This window comes from Paracoccus sp. DMF (genome assembly GCF_004407025.1).
Lineage (GTDB): Bacteria > Pseudomonadota > Alphaproteobacteria > Rhodobacterales > Rhodobacteraceae > Paracoccus > Paracoccus aminovorans_B.
In genome coordinates this window covers 147,107-165,927 of the sequence record NZ_SOKV02000001.1, presented here as the reverse complement: position 1 = coordinate 165,927, position 18,821 = coordinate 147,107, and the positions used below count along the sequence as shown (strand labels likewise).

General features: G+C 70.4%; 11 protein-coding genes. 9 read left to right on the top strand and 2 right to left on the bottom strand.

Going from position 1 to position 18,821, the window contains the following annotated elements; translation table 11 throughout:
* Both E3D03_RS00805 and E3D03_RS00800 read right to left on the bottom strand, forming a co-directional pair.
* A complete protein-coding gene (locus E3D03_RS00805; RefSeq protein ID WP_263565380.1) occupies positions 1 to 627 on the bottom strand; it encodes a MotA/TolQ/ExbB proton channel family protein in 627 nt (208 codons plus the stop codon).
* On the bottom strand, positions 628 to 1,053 hold the full coding sequence (locus tag E3D03_RS00800) for a hypothetical protein (protein WP_263565379.1): 426 nt from the start codon (positions 1,051 to 1,053) through the stop codon (positions 628 to 630).
* A 52-nt stretch (positions 1,054 to 1,105) separates the two neighbouring features.
* On the opposite strand from E3D03_RS00800, the gene E3D03_RS00795 reads away from it, so the two are divergent.
* From E3D03_RS00795 to E3D03_RS00755, 9 genes are all read left to right on the top strand, one after another.
* Positions 1,106 to 1,588, top strand: a complete 483-nt coding sequence (locus E3D03_RS00795; protein WP_263565378.1) for a DUF1036 domain-containing protein — start codon at positions 1,106 to 1,108, stop codon at positions 1,586 to 1,588.
* A 7-nt stretch (positions 1,589 to 1,595) separates the two neighbouring features.
* On the top strand, positions 1,596 to 2,333 hold the full coding sequence (locus tag E3D03_RS00790) for a hypothetical protein (RefSeq protein ID WP_263565377.1): 738 nt from the start codon (positions 1,596 to 1,598) through the stop codon (positions 2,331 to 2,333).
* A 3-nt stretch (positions 2,334 to 2,336) separates the two neighbouring features.
* Positions 2,337 to 4,469, top strand: a complete 2,133-nt coding sequence (locus E3D03_RS00785; RefSeq protein ID WP_263565376.1) for a M23 family metallopeptidase — start codon at positions 2,337 to 2,339, stop codon at positions 4,467 to 4,469.
* Between the two features lie 118 nt (positions 4,470 to 4,587).
* Positions 4,588 to 10,776: a hypothetical protein gene (locus E3D03_RS00780; protein WP_263565375.1), complete on the top strand. Its 6,189-nt coding sequence runs from the start codon at positions 4,588 to 4,590 to the stop codon at positions 10,774 to 10,776.
* Positions 10,777 to 10,855: 79 nt separating this feature from the next.
* Positions 10,856 to 12,190: a type VI secretion system baseplate subunit TssK gene (gene tssK / locus E3D03_RS00775; RefSeq protein ID WP_263565374.1), complete on the top strand. Its 1,335-nt coding sequence runs from the start codon at positions 10,856 to 10,858 to the stop codon at positions 12,188 to 12,190.
* On the top strand, positions 12,190 to 13,791 hold the full coding sequence (gene tssL / locus E3D03_RS00770) for a type VI secretion system protein TssL, long form (protein ID WP_263565373.1): 1,602 nt from the start codon (positions 12,190 to 12,192) through the stop codon (positions 13,789 to 13,791). The genes tssK and tssL overlap by 1 nt, the downstream gene beginning before the upstream one ends.
* Entirely contained in the window at positions 13,788 to 17,405 is a 3,618-nt protein-coding gene (gene tssM / locus E3D03_RS00765) for a type VI secretion system membrane subunit TssM (protein ID WP_263565372.1), read from the top strand. Before tssL ends, tssM begins: the two co-directional genes overlap by 4 nt.
* Positions 17,384 to 18,058, top strand: a complete 675-nt coding sequence (tagF, locus tag E3D03_RS00760; RefSeq protein ID WP_263565371.1) for a type VI secretion system-associated protein TagF — start codon at positions 17,384 to 17,386, stop codon at positions 18,056 to 18,058. Before tssM ends, tagF begins: the two co-directional genes overlap by 22 nt.
* A complete protein-coding gene (locus E3D03_RS00755; protein WP_263565370.1) occupies positions 18,055 to 18,819 on the top strand; it encodes a PP2C family protein-serine/threonine phosphatase in 765 nt (254 codons plus the stop codon). The genes tagF and E3D03_RS00755 overlap by 4 nt, the downstream gene beginning before the upstream one ends.
* The last annotated feature ends 2 nt before the right edge of the window (positions 18,820 to 18,821 follow it).

Sequence of the window (18,821 nt, the reverse complement as noted above, 5' to 3'; positions counted from 1 at the left end):
CTAGTGTCCGGGCCGCGCGATCCGGCCGTGGATCGCGGCCGAAACGGCCAGCTCGATGCCCTGGCGCTCGTCCTCGATCCGGCCCTCGAGCCAGGCCGAGACGAAATAGGCAACCAGCGCGATGGCAAGCCCGGCCGCCGTGGTGGTCAGCGCCGTCCAGATCCCGCCGGCGAGCAGCCGCGGGTCCGAGGTCTGCTGGCTCAGCGCCAGGTTGCCGAAAGCGTCGATCATGCCGATGACCGTGCCCAGAAGCCCCAGCATCGGCGCCATCTGCACCACGGCCTCCAGCAGGCGCATGCGGGCGCCCATCTGCACCAGCTCGGCCAGCGCGACCTGGCGCGCCAGTTCCTCGCCATAGCCGGGTTCCGAGGGGCGAGCGCGCAGGCCCGACATGGTGGCGCCCAGCACGCGGGCCAGCACGGTGCGGCCGGAATTGGCCTTCCTCTGCGCCTCGTCCGGGCGGCCGTTCAGCCAGTCGTCCAGGATCGCCTCGGCCAGGCGGTGGCCGCCGACGCCCATGCGGCGGAACTGCATCAGCTTGAAGATCACGACGGTCAGGGTCAGCACCGAAAGCCCCGCCAGCGCGGCAAAGACGATCCAGGTGACAAGCGGCAGGTCGGCGAACATTTACAATCCGAACTCGATTTCGCTGCGGTTCTGGGCATCGAGCCCGGTCAGGCAGGCCATGCGCTGGTCCGAGCCGTCCTCGGCCAGACATTCCGCCACGTCATTGACGACGATGCGGCCGATCCGGTCGCAGCCCTGGCCCGGCAGGGCAAATTGCGCGACCTTGGTCTTGCCGGCCAGCAGCGCGCCGAAGTCGAGGATAGGCAGCCCCTGCACCGCGCCCGCGCGGTCGAAGATCGCCACCTGCCAAGCGGCACGGGTCAGGCCGGTCGGCAGCGCATTGGTCGCGACCAGGGTCAGCTGGCAGCCGCCGTCCTCAGTGGTGACGGCGCCGTTCAGTTCCAGCAGCAGCGGCTTGGCGGCGGGGGCGTCCTGCTGCGCCAGGGCGGGCCCGGCCAGCACCGCCAGCAGCGCGGCCGCCCGCAAGCCAGGGCCCCGGCTTCGCGGAAAGGTTGCGCCCGCTGTCAGGATCGGTTTCATGCTGTTGAAACTCCTTTGCCCGACCCGGGCTGTAACATGGCTGAAAGCGGTGCTCAATCGGCGCTCGATCAACCCTGAATTGAAAATCCTGGCCCTGGGCGTGCTGGCCACACTCGGCCCGGCACCCGCATGGGCCGAGCTTCGGCTGTGCAATCAGTCCTTTGACGTGCTGAACGTGGCGCTGGCCCGGCCTTCGGGGCAGGATTTCGCCACCCGGGGCTGGTGGCGGGTGGCGCCGAACCAATGCGCGACGCTGGAACGCGAGCCGCTGCGCTCACGGTATTATTACATTTTCGCCGCCGATGTGTTCGGTAATGAAGTGCTGGCGGGGGCGATTCCGATGTGCGTGGCGCCGCGCCGATTCCAGATCGAGGGCCAGCGGGACTGCCTGCTGCGCGGCTATCTTGACGCCCGTTTCGCCGAGATCGACACTCAGGACCGCGCCGACTGGACGGTCTTCGCCACGCCAAGGCCGAATTGAGGCGGGGATGGGCAGGCGCGGGGCATATCTGGCGATGGTCGTGCTGGCGGGCTGGACGGCCCCGGCCGGCGCGCAGGGGCTGGTCATCACGCCCCTGCCCTCGGGCCAGGTGATCGAGGCGGTGGCGGCGCCGATGCCCACGCCCTTGCCCGACAGCGGGCCGCAGCCGCCCGCCCGTCCCGGCCTGCCGCAACCCTCGATCATCGTCGGCGACCTTGCCGTGCTGGCCGGCTTCGATCCGCGCGGGCCGCTGGGCCTGGCCTTCGAATCGCGCCAGGCGATCCGGCAGCGCGACGCCGGGCTTTTCGAGCGCCTGCTGGGCGACGGCGCCTTCGATCCCGATGCCGACCGTCTGGCCGAGGCGATCCAGACCGAATTGCGGCGCATGGTCTGCTATGCCGGCAGCATCGACGGCGCCTGGGGCTCGGGTTCGGCGGGGGCGGTGCGGCGCTGGTCGCAGGCGGCCGGCGCCGAGGCGGCCGAGCGTCCGGACACCGGCCTCTTCCGCGCCATCCTGCGCCGGGGCGAGCTGCGATGCCCTGCGCCGGCCACGGCCGCGACACAGCCCGCGGCCACGCCCCGCGCCGCCGCGGCGCGCTCTGCCCCGGCACGCGAAAGCCGCGCCGCGCCTTCGGCCAGCCGCGCCCAGCCGGCAACGCCGCGTCGTCAGCCTGCGCCGGCGCAGCAGCCCACGCCCAGCCGGCAGATCAACCCGTCTCTGATGGGTTCGGGCCTGTTCCGCTAGGCCATGACCGGGATCGACCCCCGTTTCCGCCAGATGGGCCAAGGGGCGCGCCGGCGCCGACGCCGGGGCCTTGCCCTGCGCGGCGCGCTGGCGGTGCTGGTGCTGGCGGCCTTCGGGGCCTGGCTGTGGCCCAGCCTGCAGCCGCGCCTGTCCGCCCTGCTGGCGTCCGAGCCGGCCATGGTGCGGGTCGAATCGCAATTCGACATCGCGCCCCTGGTGCGCGGCGACACCTTCACCGACATTCCCGGCGACCCGATCATCATCCCGCCGCCCGGCGACGGCGCCGAGGCCGAGACGCGCCGGCTGCCCGCACCGCCGGCGCTGGCCGCTTCGGGGCGGGTGCCGGGTCCGGCGGCGGGGGTGCGGCTTCTGGACAGCGCGCTGGTGCCGCAGGACCGGCAGCTGGTGGCGGCGCTGCCCTCGACGCGCGAGGAATTCGCGCTGTTCCAGGCCGAGCGCGGCCGCGAGCGGCTGATGAACGCCAGCCTTGCCGCGCCGGCCCAGGTCGATGCCAGCGCGGACGTGCTGTTCCTGCGCGACGCCGCCAGCCGGGCGCCCTTGTGGCGCGAGATGGTGCTGGAGACGGCGCGCGACACCACGGCCGCGGCGCTGCTTTCGGAAAACGGCTTCGATGCCGGGGCCGCGGCCCGGGTCGAGGAGCGCCTGCAAAGCCAGCTTGCGCTGGACGGCAAGCTGGCGCGCGGCACGGTGCTGGCGCTGCGCTGGCGGCCGCGCGACGGCGGGCGCGAGGTGATCCAGCTGTCGCTTTACGGGCCGCAGGGCTATCTCGGCTCGCTGGCGCTGTCGGCGGCGGGGCAGCTGGCGGCCTCGGCCGATGCCTGGGCCGACCAGCCGCTGATGCAGGACGCCATGGCGCGCGCCGGCGATGCCGCGCCGCCGCAGGGTCAGCAGCGGCTGCTGGACGTGATCTATTCCGCGGCGCTGCGCGGCGACGTGCCGCCCGCCGTCATCGGCGAAGCGCTGGCGCTGATGTCGCAGGTTTTCGACCTGGACGGCTTCGCCGATGCGCAGGACCGGCTGACATTGATCTATGCCGATGCCGCCGCCGAACGGCCGGGGGCGGTGTTGTTCGTCGGCGTCAGCGGGCCGTCGGGCGACAAGCCCTGCTATGTCGTGCCGGCGGCCGAGGGTTTCGAATGCTACGCCCCCGGCGCGCGGGTCCGGCGCGCGGAGGGGGCGGCGCTGCTGCAACCCGTGGGCGGTGTGCTGTCGCAGCGCTTCGTGCCGGGCGATGCGGCGGCCGGGCGCGGCCAGGTGATCTGGAGCGCACCGCAGGGCAGCCCGGTGCTGGCGGTCGCCGCCGGGCGGGTGTCGGTGCTTGGCGCGGGCCTGGTCGAGATCACCCATCCCGGCGGCTTGGTCAGCCGCTACCTTGGCCTTGCGCCCGAGGTGGCGCAGGGGGCGGAGCTGGCCCAGGGCGCCGTGATCGGCCGCGCCGGCCTGGCCCCGGGCCGGGCCGAGCCGGGGCTGGCGCTGCAACTGCTGCGCGACGGCACGCCGGTCGATCCGCTGCCGCTCCTGGGCGGCGGGGGCGAGGTGCTGGCCTCGGATTCCATCGAGACGCTGATCGGCCATATCATCCGGGTCGAAAGCGGCGGCGATGCGGCGGCGAAAAACCCGCGCTCGACCGCGACCGGGCTTGGCCAGTTCATCGAGAGCACCTGGCTGCGGATGATGCGCAGCTATCGCCCCGACCTGGTGGCGAGCCTGTCGCCGCGCGAGGTGCTGGACCTGCGGCTGGATGCGGCGCTGTCGCGGCAGATGGTGCGCCATCTCGCGCAGGAGAACGAGGCCTTCCTGCGCGCGCGCGGCCATGCCGTCTCGGCCGGGCGGCTGTATCTGGCGCATTTCCTGGGCCCGGGCGGCGCGGATATGGCGTTGCGCGCCGACCCGGCGCAATCGGTCGAAAGCGTCATGGGCGGCGCGGTGGTGGCGGCGAACCCCTTCCTGCGGCGCTGGACGGTGGCCGACCTGCGCGACTGGGCCGAGCGGCGCATGTCCGGCCCCGGCGGTGCGGTCGCGGCGGTCGAGACCGTGCCGGCCCGGCCGCTGACCGCCGCGCTGCGCGCCTTCGTGGCCGAGGTGGACCGGATGCGGCATCCCGGCCCCGGCTGAGCGCGAAAATCGCCGCAGGGGGCGGTTCGGGACTTGTGCAGGCCCGGCGGGCCAAAGTAACCCTGTTAAGCAGAGTTCCGTGCGTGCCACATTATTCCTTCGCAAAAAGTGAATTCAGATGCTGCCAGTTTTCATATCGGACATTTCCCTGCCGCTGCGGCGCTTCGCCCGCTCGCGCCTTTTCGCGACCACGGCGCTGATCTCGCTCGCCGCGCTGCCGGGGGCGGCACGGGCGGACATGGAACTGGACAATGACCGGCTGGGATGGGGCTGGTCCTCGATCAATCAGATCTGGCTGGACGAGGACGGCGACCACCAGGTGCTGCCGGCGACCGAAACGGGGGTGCTGGTCGGCGACTCGTCCACGCCGGAGTTGCGGATCTGGGGGCGGGTCGAAGCCGGCGGACTGCGGTTGAGCGGCGGCAATTTCCGGCTCCACAGCGGCACCCTGGCAGCAGGCGCGGCGACGTTGCAACTGGCTGCCGACGGCGGTTCGCGCCTGTTCATCGACTCGGATGTCGATGGCGATCTCGAAGTGTCGGGCAACGGCCAGATCGTGCTGCGCGGCGAAAGCGAGGGCGACATTTCGGTCATGACCGGTGGCTCGGTGCTGCTTCTGGGCGAATCCAGTGGTGACATCACCAATGCCGGCGAGGTGAACCTCAGCGCGGACCGGACGGGCAATATCGTCAACAATCGTCTGCTGGGCCTTGGCGGCCTTCTGGACGGCGACGTGACGAACAATTCCCGGGTGAACCTGCGCGGAGAGGTCGACGGGCAGTTCGACAATGCCGGCAATACCTATGTCGTCGGCAACAGCACCCTGCGCGACCTGACCAACACCGCGGCCGGCCTTGTCGAGGTGACCGAGGGCAATACGCTGCGGGTCAGCAATCTGGTCGAAAACGCCGGCCGCATCGCGGTCGCAGGCGATCTGCGCGCCGATATCGACAACCAGGCCGGCAGCCGCCTGACCATGACTGGCGGCACGATGACCGGCGATGTCGGCAATGACGGCACGATCGATGGCACCGGCACCATCGACGGCATCGTGACCAACGGCGGTCAGGTCAATACGGTCGGCGACCTGACGGTCGATGCGCTGGTCAATGACGGCCAGGTCAATGTCCGCACCGGCGACCGGCTGGCGATCGTGGAGGGCCCGCTTCTCAACAACGACCGGCTGACCGTCAACGGCAGCCTCAGCGGCGGGCTGGACAACAGCGCCACCGGCACGGTCAACATGGGCGCGAACGGCGCGATCTCGGGCGGGGTCGACAATGCCGGGACGATGAATATCGCGGGCCAGGTCGCGGGCCGGCTGACGAACGACAATATCCTGGCCACCTCGGGCGACGTCCGGGTCGGGCAGCTGACCAACAATGTCACCGGCACGATGACCGTCGGCGCCGGCCATGTCCTGACCGCCGACCAGCGCGTGGTGAACCGGGGCCAGGCCACGGTCGCCGGCACGATCGCGGGCGATTTGCTGAACGGGGCCGGCGCGACCACGGCGCTGAACGGCGGCAGCGTCACCGGCACGCTGGAAAACGACGGCGTGCTGAACGCGCGCGGTTCCGTGGGCACGCTCGACAACAACCAGACCCTGAACCTGACCGGCGACCTTCAGGTCGAGCGGCTGGACAATTCCGGCACCGCCACCGTCGACGCGGGCGAGACCGTGACCGCGACCCAGCGCATCGACAACAGCAGCGCGCTGAACATCGCCGGCACCGTGACCGTGAACGGCACCGCCGGCATCCAGAACAGCGCCAGCGGCACGGTCACGCTGGACGGCGCCGAGGTCAACGGCAACCTGACCAACCGCGGCACGCTGCTGGTCAATTCCTCGTCGCAGGTGAACGGCGACCTGACCAACCGCAACCAGCTGACGCTGGACGGCACCAATGGCAGCGTGACCCTGGGCGTGGACGGCATCTTCACCAACTCGGGCCGGGTGGACGGCACCAACGGCACCGAGGACACGCTGACCATCGTCGCCGACCTGTTCGCCAACGAGGGCGGCACGGTGAACAACGTCGACATCATCGGCGACCTGCTGAACCGCAGCACCGTCACCTATAGCGAGGATTCCTTCCTCGAGGGCAACCTGACCAACGATACCAGCGGCGACATCACCGTCTCGGCCGGGCTGGACATGCGCGGCCACGATCTCGACAACCGCGGCGACCTGCATGTCACCACCGATGCCGATTCCAGCGGCGCACTGAACAATGTCCGCGCCCTGACGAACGAGGGCACCCTTGCCATCGACGCCGGCACCACGGCCACGGCGCAGAGCGTGCGCAACCACGACGACGGGGTGATGGAGGTCGCGGGCACGCTGACCACGGCCACGGCGCTGGAGAACGAGGCCGAGCTGAACCTCTCGGGCCAGCTGACGGGCGACCTGGACAATTCGGGCACCACGACGCTAGCGGCGGGAACGGTGGCCGGATCGGTCACGAACAGCGGCAGCCTGCAAGGCGCCGGCACCATCACCGGCGGGGTGACGAACAGCGGCAGCATGGAGATGACCGGCACGGTCACCGGCACGGTCACCAATACCGGCACCCTGACCCAGGACGGCAGCCTGTCCGTGGCGGGGGTGGTGAACGACGAGGTGGTCGACATCACCTCGACCGGGGTGCTGACCGCGACCGGCGTGGTCGAGAACCGCGACCGCCTGACCGTCGCCGGCCGGCTGAACGGCATGGTGCAGAACCAGGCGAACGGCCGCCTGACGCTGAACGGCGGCACGGTCGACGGCCGGGTCGTCAACCTGGGCCAGACCTCGGGCAGCGGCACGATCACCGGCGCGCTGAGCAATGCCGGCAGCGCCACCCTGTCCGGGCGGGTCGGGGGAGAGGTGGAGAACGCGGCCACCGGCGTGCTGACCTCGCAGGGCCGGCTGAGCGTCGCCTCGGTGCAGAACGCGGGCCTCGTGGACGTGGCCGCGGGCAGCACGCTGCAATCGGACACGGCGGTGCAGAACGGCAACGAGCTGATCGTCTCGGGCCGGCTCGAGGCCGATGTAGTCAACCACGACAGCGCGACGCTGGACGGCGGCACCATCGCCGGCACGGTGACGAACGCGGGCACGCTGACCGGCAACGGCACCATCGCCGCGCTGGCCAACAACGGCACGGCCACGCTGGCCGGACGGGTGACGGGCGCCGTCACCAATGCCGGCACCCTGACCAGCAGCGGCACGCTGCGCGTCGGCTCGCTGGTCAATGACGAGGTGCTGAATGTCGCCGCCGGCAGCACGTTGCGCGGCGACGGCACCCTGGTCAACAACGACCGCGCCACGCTGGCCGGCCGGATCGAGGGCACGCTGAGCAACCGCGGCTCGGCCGTGCTGGCCGGGGGCACGCTGGCGGGGCGGCTGGAGAATGGCGGCACCCTGACCGGGACCGGCACCGTGACCGGCACGCTGGCCAATGCCGGCAATGCCACTATCGCGGGCCGGGTCGACCGGCTGGAAAACACCGGCACGCTGGCGCTGCAAGACGACCTGAGCGTCGCCACGCTGATCAATGACGAGCGGGTGACGGTCGGCGCGGGCCACCGCCTCAGCCTCGACGACGGCATGGTGAACAACGACCGGCTGAGCCTGGCCGGCACCCTGGACGGCTTCGTGGAAAACCACGGCACCGTGACGCTGGACGGCGGCACGGTCGAGGGCGACGTCGCCAGTGCCGGCACGCTGAACGGGCGCGGGCGCATCACCGGGCGGCTGGTCAACGACGGCACCCTGACGACCGGCGCCCGGCTGAACATCGGCCAGCTTTTCAACAACCAGACCATGTCGATCGCCGAGACGGGCGTGCTGACCTCGGCCGCGACGGTGCAGAACGCCGGCGGCCTGACCCTGGCCGGCCAACTGCAGGCCGATCTTGCGAACCGCGCCGGCGCCACCGCGACGCTGACAGGCGGCACCATCGCCGGCGATGTCGGCAACCTTGGCCGGCTGACCGGCACCGGCACCATCGCCGGCACGCTGGAGAACGCCGGCACGGCCACGCTGGGCGGCAGCGTCCAGTCGCTGCGCAACCTCCGGAACGGGCGGCTGGACGTGGCGGGCACGCTTTCGACCGACGAGTTCCTGAACGCGGGCACCGCCAGCATCGCCGCCGGCAGCCGGCTGACCATGGCCGACCCGGATGCGCAAGGGGCGCCGGTCGCGGCGCAGAACCTGGCCAGCGGCGCGCTGACCGTGGAAGGCACCCTGCAGGGCGCGCTGGTCAATGCCGGCACGCTGGCCGGTGCCGGCACCATCACCGGCCCGGTGCTGAACACCGGCAGCGCCGACTGGGCCGGCCGCATCCAGGGCACCGTTACCAACCGCGCCGACCTGACCCTGGCCGGCACCCTGGCCGGCGGGCTGGTGAACGAGGCCGGGACCTTCACCACCCGCGGCGGCGATGCCACCGTCTCGGGCGGCATGCGCAACGAATCAGGCGCGACGGCGCGCATCGTCGCCGGCAGCACGCTGACCGCAACGGGCGGCATCCTGAACCAGGCGGGCGGCAATTTCTTCCTGAACGGCCGGCTGACCGGCGATCTCGACAACCGCGGCACCCTGACCCAAGCGGGCACGCTGGACGGCTCGCTGGCGACCTCGGGCCGGGCGACGCTGGCCGGCACGGTCACGGGCGACCTGATTTATGACGGCGGCACGCTGGTCCTGCGCGACGGCGCCAGCATCGGCCGCGATTTCCGGCTGAATGCCGATTACACGCTCGGCGCCGGCAGCCAGGTCTCGGCGGCGCGCACCGTGGTCGGCTCCGGCACCACGCTGGCGCTGGCCGGCCTGCTGGACGGCGCGCTGCTGAACCAGGGCACGGTCGAGGTGGCGGGCAACCAGGCCCGTGTCTCGGGCGCGGTCACGAACAGCGGCACCCTCGACATGGCCGACAATTCGACCTCGGGCGTGCTGCGCGTCGGCGGCCTGAACGGCAGCGGCACCTATCGGCTGGACCTGAACCTGCGCACCATGACCGCCGACCGGATCGAGGTGCTGGGCGGCGCGGTGCATGGCAATTACCACCTGGATTTCGACCTGACCGACCGCGATACCGTGCCGCAGCGCGGGGCGCGGGTGACGCTGATCGACGTCGACGAAAGCTTCGGCAGCGCCAATGACTTCAACTATACCCGCAGCGACCTGCCGGCCGGGTCCGAACGCATCGTCTATTCGGTGCAGCGCGCCGGATCCGACCGCCAGGGCGACCTGGAGCTGGTCAGCCAGCTGAACCCGGCCATGGGCGCGATCTTCGGCAACGTGGCGCTGGTGCAGTCGCTGATCGGCTCGGTGGTGAACCGCCCGACCAGCCCCTTCGTCACCGCGCTCGCCTATGAGGACCAGGAAAAGCCCTGCGGCATCGGCAGCTGGGGCCGCGCCATCGGCGGCCACGCCACCGCCAGCGGCCGCACCGACAACGGCATCAGCAATGTCGAGACCGAGGTGAATGCCGATTACTACGGCCTTCAGGTCGGCACCGACCTGGCCTGTTTCGACAACCGCTTCGGCGGCTGGAACATGGCCTTCGGCGCGCTGGCCGGGATCAACCGCGGCTCGACCAGCCAGCCGGTCTATGCCATCGACCCCTCGAATTCGCAGGACCTAACCTCGATCCTGACCTCCTATACCTCGACCGATTTCGAGCAGCGCTATGCCGGGCTCTATGCCACCGCGACCAAGGGGCGGTTCCAGGCCGACCTGCAATACCGCATCGAGCGCACCGACTTCACCATCGAGAACAAGCCGCTGCCGGGCTATACCGGCCTGGGCCTGGACGAGACCGACTTCTCCTCGGACACCCAGACGCTCAGCGGCTCGATCAGCTACGGCTTCCCGATCGGGGACAGCGGCTGGGCGGTGCTGCCGACCATGGGCTTCGCCTGGTCGAAGCTCTCGACCGACTCGATCCGCTTCGACGAGGATTACACGCTGATCTTCAAGGACAGCACCCGCAAGATCGGTTTCGCCGGCGCCACCCTGGCCAAGACCTTCGTCGACAACGGCCGCAACACGGCGCTCTACGCCTTCGCGACCGGGACCTGGTACAAGGATTTCGCCGACCCGACGATCTCGCTTTTCGCCTCGGCCGAGAACACCGAGACGCTGACGACCGAGAACCTGGGTTCTTACGGCGAGCTCAGCCTGGGCGCCAACTGGATCAAGGTGATGGGACCCAAGGCGCGGGGCCGCCAGGTCAGCGCCGGGGCGCGCATCGACGCCCGGTTCGGCGACCAGCTGGACAGCGTCGGCGTCTCGGGCCAGTTCCGCTGGCAATTCTGACTGGTCACCCGGGCGGCGCGTCGCTAGTTTGGCCGCGCCGCCGCGGGAAGACACAACGAGAACGGGAGTTCGCTGACGCATGTCCTGGTTCAGCAAGGTCGCCTGGAAAGAGGGGCTGTTCCTGCAGCCCCAGCATCTGCAACAGGCCGACCGCTATCACGAGCATCTGGTCCAGGCCCGCACCCGGCTGATTACCCCCTATCCCTGGGGCGTGGGCGAGCTGGTGCTGGACCGCGACCAGGCGCAGCAGGGCATGATCGCACTGCGCGCCGTGGCCGGGATCATGCCCGACGGCACCCCCTTCGACGCGCCGGGCACCGGGCCGCTGCCGGTGCCGGTGCGGGTGCCGGACGACGCGGCCGGGCAATTCGTCTGGCTGACCCTGCCCGATTCCAGCCCCAACATGCGCGACGCCGCCCCTTATGAGGACGAGGGCGCGACGACCCGCTGGGGCATCGTGACCGAGACGGTCAGCGACAGCGCCTCATCCGCGCGGATCGAGCAGGTGCTGGAGCTGGCCGTGCCGCGGCTGGAGATCGCGATCCGCAAGACCCCGCGCCCCGGCTACCAGAACATCCGCCTGGCCCGCATCGCCGAGGTGCGCGACGGCGTGGTGACGCTGGACGAGACCTTTCCGCCGCCTTCGCTGGTCATCGGCGCGCATCCGCAGGTCATGGGCTACCTGACCCGGGTGATCGGCTGGATCGAGGCGCGGCTGGAAAGCCTGTCGCGCTATGCCACCGACCCCTCGGCCGGGGGCGGCTTGCAGGCCAGCGACTACCTGATGCTGATGGCGCTGAACCGGCAGATCGGCGTGTTGCGCCACCTGTCGCGGACCTTGGCCGTGCATCCCGAGCAGCTTTACCGCGAGCTGGTCTCGCTGGCGGGCGAGCTTGCCAGCTTCGACAGCGCCAGCCGGCACGCGCCGGATTACCCGGCCTATGACCACGAAAACCCCAAGGAAAGTTTCGGCGAGATCGTGGCCGATATCCAGCGCCTGCTGTCGCGCGACGTGGGCCGGGCGATCCGGCTGCCCTTGCAGCAGGTGCGGCAGAACTCCTATCTGGCGGCGGTGGCGGATCGCAACCTGTTCCGCGAGGCGACATTCATCATCGAGGTGGAAAGCGCCAAGCCGCTGTCGCAGGTGCAAATGCAGTTCCCCGAGCTTTGCAAGGTCGGGCCGAACACCCGCATGTCGGAAATCGTCAACAACAACCTGCCGGGCATCGCGTTGCAACATCTGCCGAACCCGCCGCGGCAGATCCGGGTGCTGTCCTCGAACGTCTATTTCCGGCTGGAGCGCAACTCGCCGCTGTGGCGTGAATTCTCGACCGCCACGGCCATCGGCATGCATTTCGCCGGCGACTGGCCGAACCTGAAACTGGAACTGTGGGCGGTGCCCGAGAGGTCGTGATGGCGGGCAAGGACGACGACGGCGACAAGACGGTCTTCGGCGGCCCGCTTCCGGGTCAGCGCCCGCAGGACTGGTCGCGGCCAGGGCCGGGTGGCGGCTCGGGCTCGCCCTTTGGTCAGCCGGCCGAGGGCCAGACTTGGATCGGCGGCCCGGCGCGCCCGGCAGCACAGCAGCCGGCCCCCGGCCATCAGGGCTATCCCGGTGGCTGGCAGCCGCCGGGGCAGGGCGGACACAGCCCCTTCGGGCCCGCCGATCCCGCGCAGATCGGGCGGGCGGCGGGACCGGACCAGCGCGGCTTCTTTCCCGACATCGCCACGCCGCAGCAGCCGAACCGCGTCGCCCCGCGCATCCCGCAAGCGCAGGCGATGCAGGTGCGCGATCTGGGCGCGGCCAGTTCGGCGAACCCGCTGATCGCCTCGGCCGCGCCTTTGCTGATCCTGCTGGGACGCCTGCGCACCGGCCTGGTCGAATTGCAGGTCGCGCCGCTGATGGAGCATGTCACGCGCGAAATCGACCGCTTCGAGCGCAATGCGCTCTCGCACGGCGTCAACCCGCATGAGGCGCTGGTGGCGAAATATGCGCTGTCCGGCACCGCGGACGACATCGTCCAGAACCTGCCCGGCGCCGACCGCGGCAACTGGCAGCAATATTCCATGGTCGCGCGGTTCTTCCACAAGCGCGATTCCGGCGTCGGCTTCTTCCAGGAGGCCGAAAAGGCGCTCTATGCCCCGGCGCAGAACTACAACCTGCTGGAGCTGATGCTGGTCTGCCTGTCCCTGGGCTTCGAGGGCCAGTTCCGCACCATGCCGAACGGCGCGGCAGAGCTGTCGCGCATCCGCAGCGCCATCTATGAAAGCCTGCGCCGGGTGAATCCACGGCCGGACGAGGATATTTCCGTAATGTGGGTGCCGGTGGTGCAGGGCAGGGCGCGCCGCTTCGGCGCTATCCCGGTGCCGGCGGTGGCGGGCATCGCCGCCGTGGCGCTGGTCGCAGCATTCGCGACCCTGCTGACGCTGATCAACCGCGACGCCGCCGTCGCGGCCGAGGACCTGCGCGGCGTGGCGCTGGACGCGCCGGCTATCCAGATCGACCGCACCCCGGGCGAGGTCTATGTGGCCGAGATCCCGCAGCTGCAACGCATCCGCGACGCTTTCGCGGCCGAAATCGCGGACGGCCGCGTCGGCGTCGAGGCCAAGGGCGACTATATCGCCATCCGGGTCGGCAACCTGCAACTGTTCGATCTGGGCTCGGTCACGGTGAAGCCGGGCTTCGCCGATCTGGCCACCCGCATCGCCGAGGTGCTGAACGCCGAACCCGGCCCGATCTTGATCGAGGGCCATACCGACAACGTGCCCGTTTCGGGCCGCGGCCGGTTCAAGGACAATTACCAGATCTCGGCCGCCCGGGCCGAGGGCGTGGCCGAGGTGCTGAAGCCGCTGCTGAAAGACCCCGCCCGTATCACCACCGAAGGCCGGGGCGAAGACGATCCCGTCGCCGACAATGCCAAGCCCGAGGGCCAGGCCGCCAACCGCCGGGTCGAGATCATGCTGGCGCGCGAGGGCACCTATGACGCCCCCGCCGCGCAGGAGGCCGCGAATTGAGACTGCTAGGCATCTACGTCCCGACCCCGCGCTGGAGCAAGCATGGCTGGTGGCGCTGGACCGTCACCCTGCTGGGCATCGCGGCGCTGTGCGCGGCGGTCTGGATCGGCGGGCCAATGACGGGATGGGGGCCCCTGGCCTCGGTATTCTGGCGGGGGCTGATCGTCGGGCTGATCCTGGCCGCGACGCTGACGGTCCTGCTGGTGCGCTGGCGCCGCCGCGTCCGCGCCGCCCGCGCCATCGAGCAGGCGCTGGTCCCGGCCGAGCCCGAGGGCGACGGCAAGGCGCTGGCCGAGAAGATGTCCGAAGCCCTGGCGGTGCTGAAGAAATCCGGCGGCGCGGCCTCGCTCTACGACCTGCCCTGGTATGTCATCATCGGCCCGCCCGGCGCCGGCAAGACCACGGCGCTGGCGAATTCCGGTCTGGATTTCCCGCTGGCGCAGACCCAGGCGATCAGCGGCTTCGGCGGCACAAGGAACATGGATTTCTGGTTTGCCGAGGATGCGGTGCTGATCGACACCGCCGGCCGCTATACCACGCAGGACAGCGACAAGGTCGCCGACAAGGCCAGCTGGGACGCCTTCCTGGACCTGCTGAAACGCACCCGCCCGAACCGGCCGGTCAACGGCGTGATCCTGTCCTTCTCGGTCGAGGACATGATGCAGCAGGACGCCGCCACGCTGCAATCCCATGCCGAGACGGTGCGCGCCCGGCTGGCGGAACTGCATGAGCATCTGAAGATCGATTTCCCGGTCTATGTGATGTTCACCAAGGCCGACCTGATCGCCGGTTTCCGCGAATATTTCAGCAGCTTCAGCCTGAACCGCCGCAAGCTGGTCTGGGGCGTGACCTTCCAGACCGCCGACCGCAAGGCGATCACGCATGAGGCGGTGCCGGCCGAGTTCGACCGCCTGGTCTCGCGCCTGTCGGACGAGATCATCGACCGGCTGTCCGAGGAACCCGACGGCGTCGCCCGCATCGCCATCTTCGGCCTGCCGGGCCAGATGGCCCTGCTGCGCGACAGTGTGGCCGCCTTCCTGCGCCGTGTGTTCGAGCCGACGCGCTACAAGACCAACGCCATCCTGCGCGGCTTCTACTTCACCTCGGGCACGCAAGAGGGCACGCCCATCGACCAGGTGCTGGGCGCGATCCAGGAGCCGGGCATGGGCATCGGATCAGGCTTCATGTCCGGGCGCGGCAAAAGCTTCTTCATCCACGACCTGCTGCGCGGCGTGGTGTTCCCGGAACAGGGCTGGGTCTCGCATGACCGCAAGGCGGTGCGGCGGGCCTTCGTGCTGCGCAGCGTGGCCTTGGCCGCCATCGCCGTGGTGACGCTGGGCGCCGGCACCGCCATCGGCGTCAGCTACTGGAAGAATCGCGAGCTGGTGCGCACCGCCGAGGCCGAGACCACCAACTGGCGCCGCGCGGCCGCCGAGGAATTGCAGCGCGACGTGATCGACGACCCGGACCTGACGCCGGTGCTGCCGCTGCTGAACGACCTGGCCTCGATGCCCGCCGGCTATGGCGACAGCGAGGAGCCCAGCCTGTGGGAGGGCTTCGGCCTCAGCCAGCGCGACCGGCTGAACAAGGTCGCGACCGACAGCTATTCCAATGCGCTGGAGCGGATGCTGCGCCCGCGGCTGATCCTGGACCTGGAACGGCGGATGCCCGAGATCATCGCCTCGGGCGAGATGACCGAGATCTATCGCGCGCTGAAGGTCTATCTGCTGCTCGGCAAGCAGGGCGAGACCACCGACGACCCGGCCATCGAGGCCTGGTTCGCGCAAAGCTGGCGGCAGGATTATCCCGGCCGCGCGGGCCTTGAGATGATCGACCAGCTTTCCGGGCACCTGAAGGCCATGCTGGCGCTGGACGACCGCCGCGACTTGCTGGTGACGCTGGACCAGACCACGGTGGACAAGGCCCGCGCGGCGATCTCGCAGCTGCCGCTGGACGAGCAGGCCTATGCCATCATCAAGGACGGCGCCGTGACCGCCGGCCTGCCCGACTGGGCGCTGGTGCAGGCGGCGGGCGGCCAAGCCGCGACGCAGGTCTTTGCCGCCCGCGACGGCAGCGACATCGCGGCCATGACCGTGCCGGGGCTTTACACCTACGAAGGCTTCTGGAGCTATTTCTACGATCAACTCGCCGTGGTGGGCGAGGAATTGCGCCGCGACCAATGGGTGCTGGGCGATTACGCCAATTCCGACGAGATCGAGGGCCGGCTGGCGCGGCTGGACCGCGACCTGCTGGACCGTTACCGCGCCGAATTCATCGCCGCCTGGGGCAAGGTTCTGGACAACCTGACGCTGGCCTCGATGGTCGCCGACAAGCCGCAATATGCCGCGCTGGGGACGGCGGCGCAGGCGCAGAATTCGCCCATCCTGGAACTGGTCAAGTCGGTCGCCGACCAGACCCAGCTGACCCGCGAATACGAGCAGCTGGAGGGCGAACTGCCCGAGGCGCAGGCCCAGGCCGAGGCCGAGGGCAGCACGGCGGGCGGCATCGGCGATGCGCTGGCCTCGCGCATCCAGTCGCGCTCGTCCGGGGTGCAGCGCATTCTGATGGACGCGGCGATGCGCAAGCAAGGCAAGGCCGCGCGCCGCGCCGGCGCCGGGGCCGAGGAGGAGACCAACAGCGTCACCGCCCCCATCGAGGCCATCGCGAAAGCCTTCGAGAACTGGCAGCTGCTGGTCGCGGGCGAGCCGGGCAAGCGGCCGATCGACACGCTGCTGGGCAACCTGGGCGCGGTCTGGGAAAACCTGCGCCTGGCCGAGCACAACCCCGACCAATCGGCCGCCGCGCTGCCGACGCTGCTGAATTCGCTGACGCAATACAATTCGCAGCTGCCCGACCCGCTGGCGCGCATGGTGACCAAGGCCGAGGGCGATTTCCGCTCGGGCGCCTCGGATGCCTCGATCGAGGTGATGAACCGGGCGCTGACCGACCGCATCACCTTCATGTGCCGCGACACCATCGCGCCCGCCTATCCCTTCGGCAGCGGCGCGCGCAGCCTGTCCATCGACAATTTCGCCCGCTTCTTCGGACCGGGCGGCGAGATGGACAAGTATTTCACCGAATACCTGGAACCCTATGTCGAGCGCACCCCCGAGGGGCTGACCTGGCGCGCCGACAAGGAGGTCGCGCAGCGCCTGTCCACCGCCACCCTGCGCCAGTTCGAGCGTGCCGAGCGCATCCGCCGCGCCTTCTTCGCCGGCGGCGGCACCAGCCCTTCGGTCGAGATCACCGTGGCCCAGGTCGATGCGCATCCGACCGTGCGCTCGGCGATCCTGGCGATCAACGACACCGTGGTCGAGACCGCGACCGGCTCGATGCCGCGCACCGTGGTCTGGCCGGGGGCGGGCAAGTCCACCATCCTGCAACTGTCGCCGCCCTTGGAGCGCGACTCGGTGCTGCGGTTCGAGGGCAGTTCCTGGACCTTCATGCAGTTCCTGTCTGCCGCCCGCTACAAGGAGCAGCGCGGCGACACGCTGCGCGCCACCTTCATGCTGGGCGGGCGCAACATCACCTATGACTTCACCATCAACGCGGTGGCGAACCCCTTCACCATGCCCGAGATCAAGGATTTCCAATGCCCGCAGAGCATCGACTGACCGCCGGTGCGGCAGGGCTTTACGGCAAGCATCCGGGCTTCGGCGATTTCATCTCGGCCGGGCTGGCCGAGGGCTGGCCGGGTTTCGCGGACTGGGTGCAGGCGGGCTTGGGGGAATGGCGCGAGGCGCAGGGGCCGGACTGGCAGGCGCGCTTCGATGCGGCGCCGGTGGTGCGGTTCTGGATCGGCCCGGCGCTGACCGGGGCGGGGCAGGCGCTGCGCGGCGTCATGGCGCCGTCGCGCGACCGCAGCGGCCGGCGCTTTCCGCTGGCCCTGGCGCAGGCGGGCGGGGCGCCCCCGGTGCTGGAGCCAGGCCAGGATTTCCACGACGCGGCCGAGGCGGCGCTGGCCGGCCTGCTGGCCGCCGACAGCTTCGATCCGCGCGCGGCGGTCGCCGCACTGGCGCTGCCCGCGCCCGGTCCGCCGGTGCCGGACTGGCCCGGCTTCTGGGCCGCCAATCCGGCGCTGTCGCCCGAACGGCTGCTGGCGCAGCTGGCCATGGCCGACCATGCGCATGCCACGGCCGGGCGCAGCTATTGGTGGTTCGGCGCCGGGGACGGCCCGTCGGGCGCCGCCTGTTGCCAGGGCTGGCCGGGCGTGGCCGAGCTGGGCTGGCTGATCGCCCGCGCGGCACCGGACGAGGTCGGGGCATGATCGAGATGAACACGAATTTCCGCTATGATTTCGCCGCCTTGACCGACCGGGGCTGCCTGCGCGACCAGAACGAGGACAGCGTCATCGCCCTGCCCGAATTCGGGCTCTGGGCCGTCGCGGACGGCATGGGCGGCCATGCGGCGGGCGAGATCGCCAGCGGCATGATCGTCGAGGAGCTGGCCTCGACCGGCGTTGCGGTCAGCGCCCAGGACCAGCGCGCGCGCGTCATTGCCCGCATCGACCGCGCCAATCGCCGCATCCTCGACCACGCCGGCCGGAACGGCGCGCGCGGCGCCGGCTCGACCGTGGCGGCGCTGCTGTTGCACGAGGGCGAGCTGGCCTGCGTCTGGGCCGGCGACAGCCGGGTCTATCTGCTGCGCGACGGCCGGCTGACGAGGCTGACCCGTGACCACAGCGAGGTGGCGCTGCTGATCGCCGCCGGCCAGATGACCGAGGACGAGGCCCGCGCCTCGTCGCGCCGCAATGTCATCACCCGGGCCATCGGCGTCGGCGACCCTGCCGCGCCCGAAGTGGTGACCGGGCTCGCCATGGACCGCGACCGCTTCCTGATCTGCTCGGACGGGCTGACCGAGCATTTCGAAGATGCCGAGATCGCCCGGCTGCTGGGCCAGGCCGGCCGTGCCGCCAGCGTCGCCGAAGCGCTGATCCGCGAGACCCTGGCGCGGGGCGCGCGCGACAATGTCAGCGTGATCGTGGTCGATTGCCAGGCGCCGCCCGCCCCGGCCGAGGAGCTGGACTGACC

Coding starts and splice junctions, on each gene's coding strand:
- E3D03_RS00805 (WP_263565380.1), bottom strand. CDS start 627: ATGTTCGCCGACCTGCCGCTTGTCACCTGGATCGTCTTTGCCGCGCTG.
- E3D03_RS00795 (WP_263565378.1), top strand. CDS start 1,106: ATGCTGTTGAAACTCCTTTGCCCGACCCGGGCTGTAACATGGCTGAAA.
- E3D03_RS00790 (WP_263565377.1), top strand. CDS start 1,596: ATGGGCAGGCGCGGGGCATATCTGGCGATGGTCGTGCTGGCGGGCTGG.
- E3D03_RS00785 (WP_263565376.1), top strand. CDS start 2,337: ATGACCGGGATCGACCCCCGTTTCCGCCAGATGGGCCAAGGGGCGCGC.
- E3D03_RS00780 (WP_263565375.1), top strand. CDS start 4,588: ATGCTGCCAGTTTTCATATCGGACATTTCCCTGCCGCTGCGGCGCTTC.
- tssK (WP_263565374.1), top strand. CDS start 10,856: ATGTCCTGGTTCAGCAAGGTCGCCTGGAAAGAGGGGCTGTTCCTGCAG.
- tssL (WP_263565373.1), top strand. CDS start 12,190: ATGGCGGGCAAGGACGACGACGGCGACAAGACGGTCTTCGGCGGCCCG.
- tagF (WP_263565371.1), top strand. CDS start 17,384: ATGCCCGCAGAGCATCGACTGACCGCCGGTGCGGCAGGGCTTTACGGC.
- E3D03_RS00755 (WP_263565370.1), top strand. CDS start 18,055: ATGATCGAGATGAACACGAATTTCCGCTATGATTTCGCCGCCTTGACC.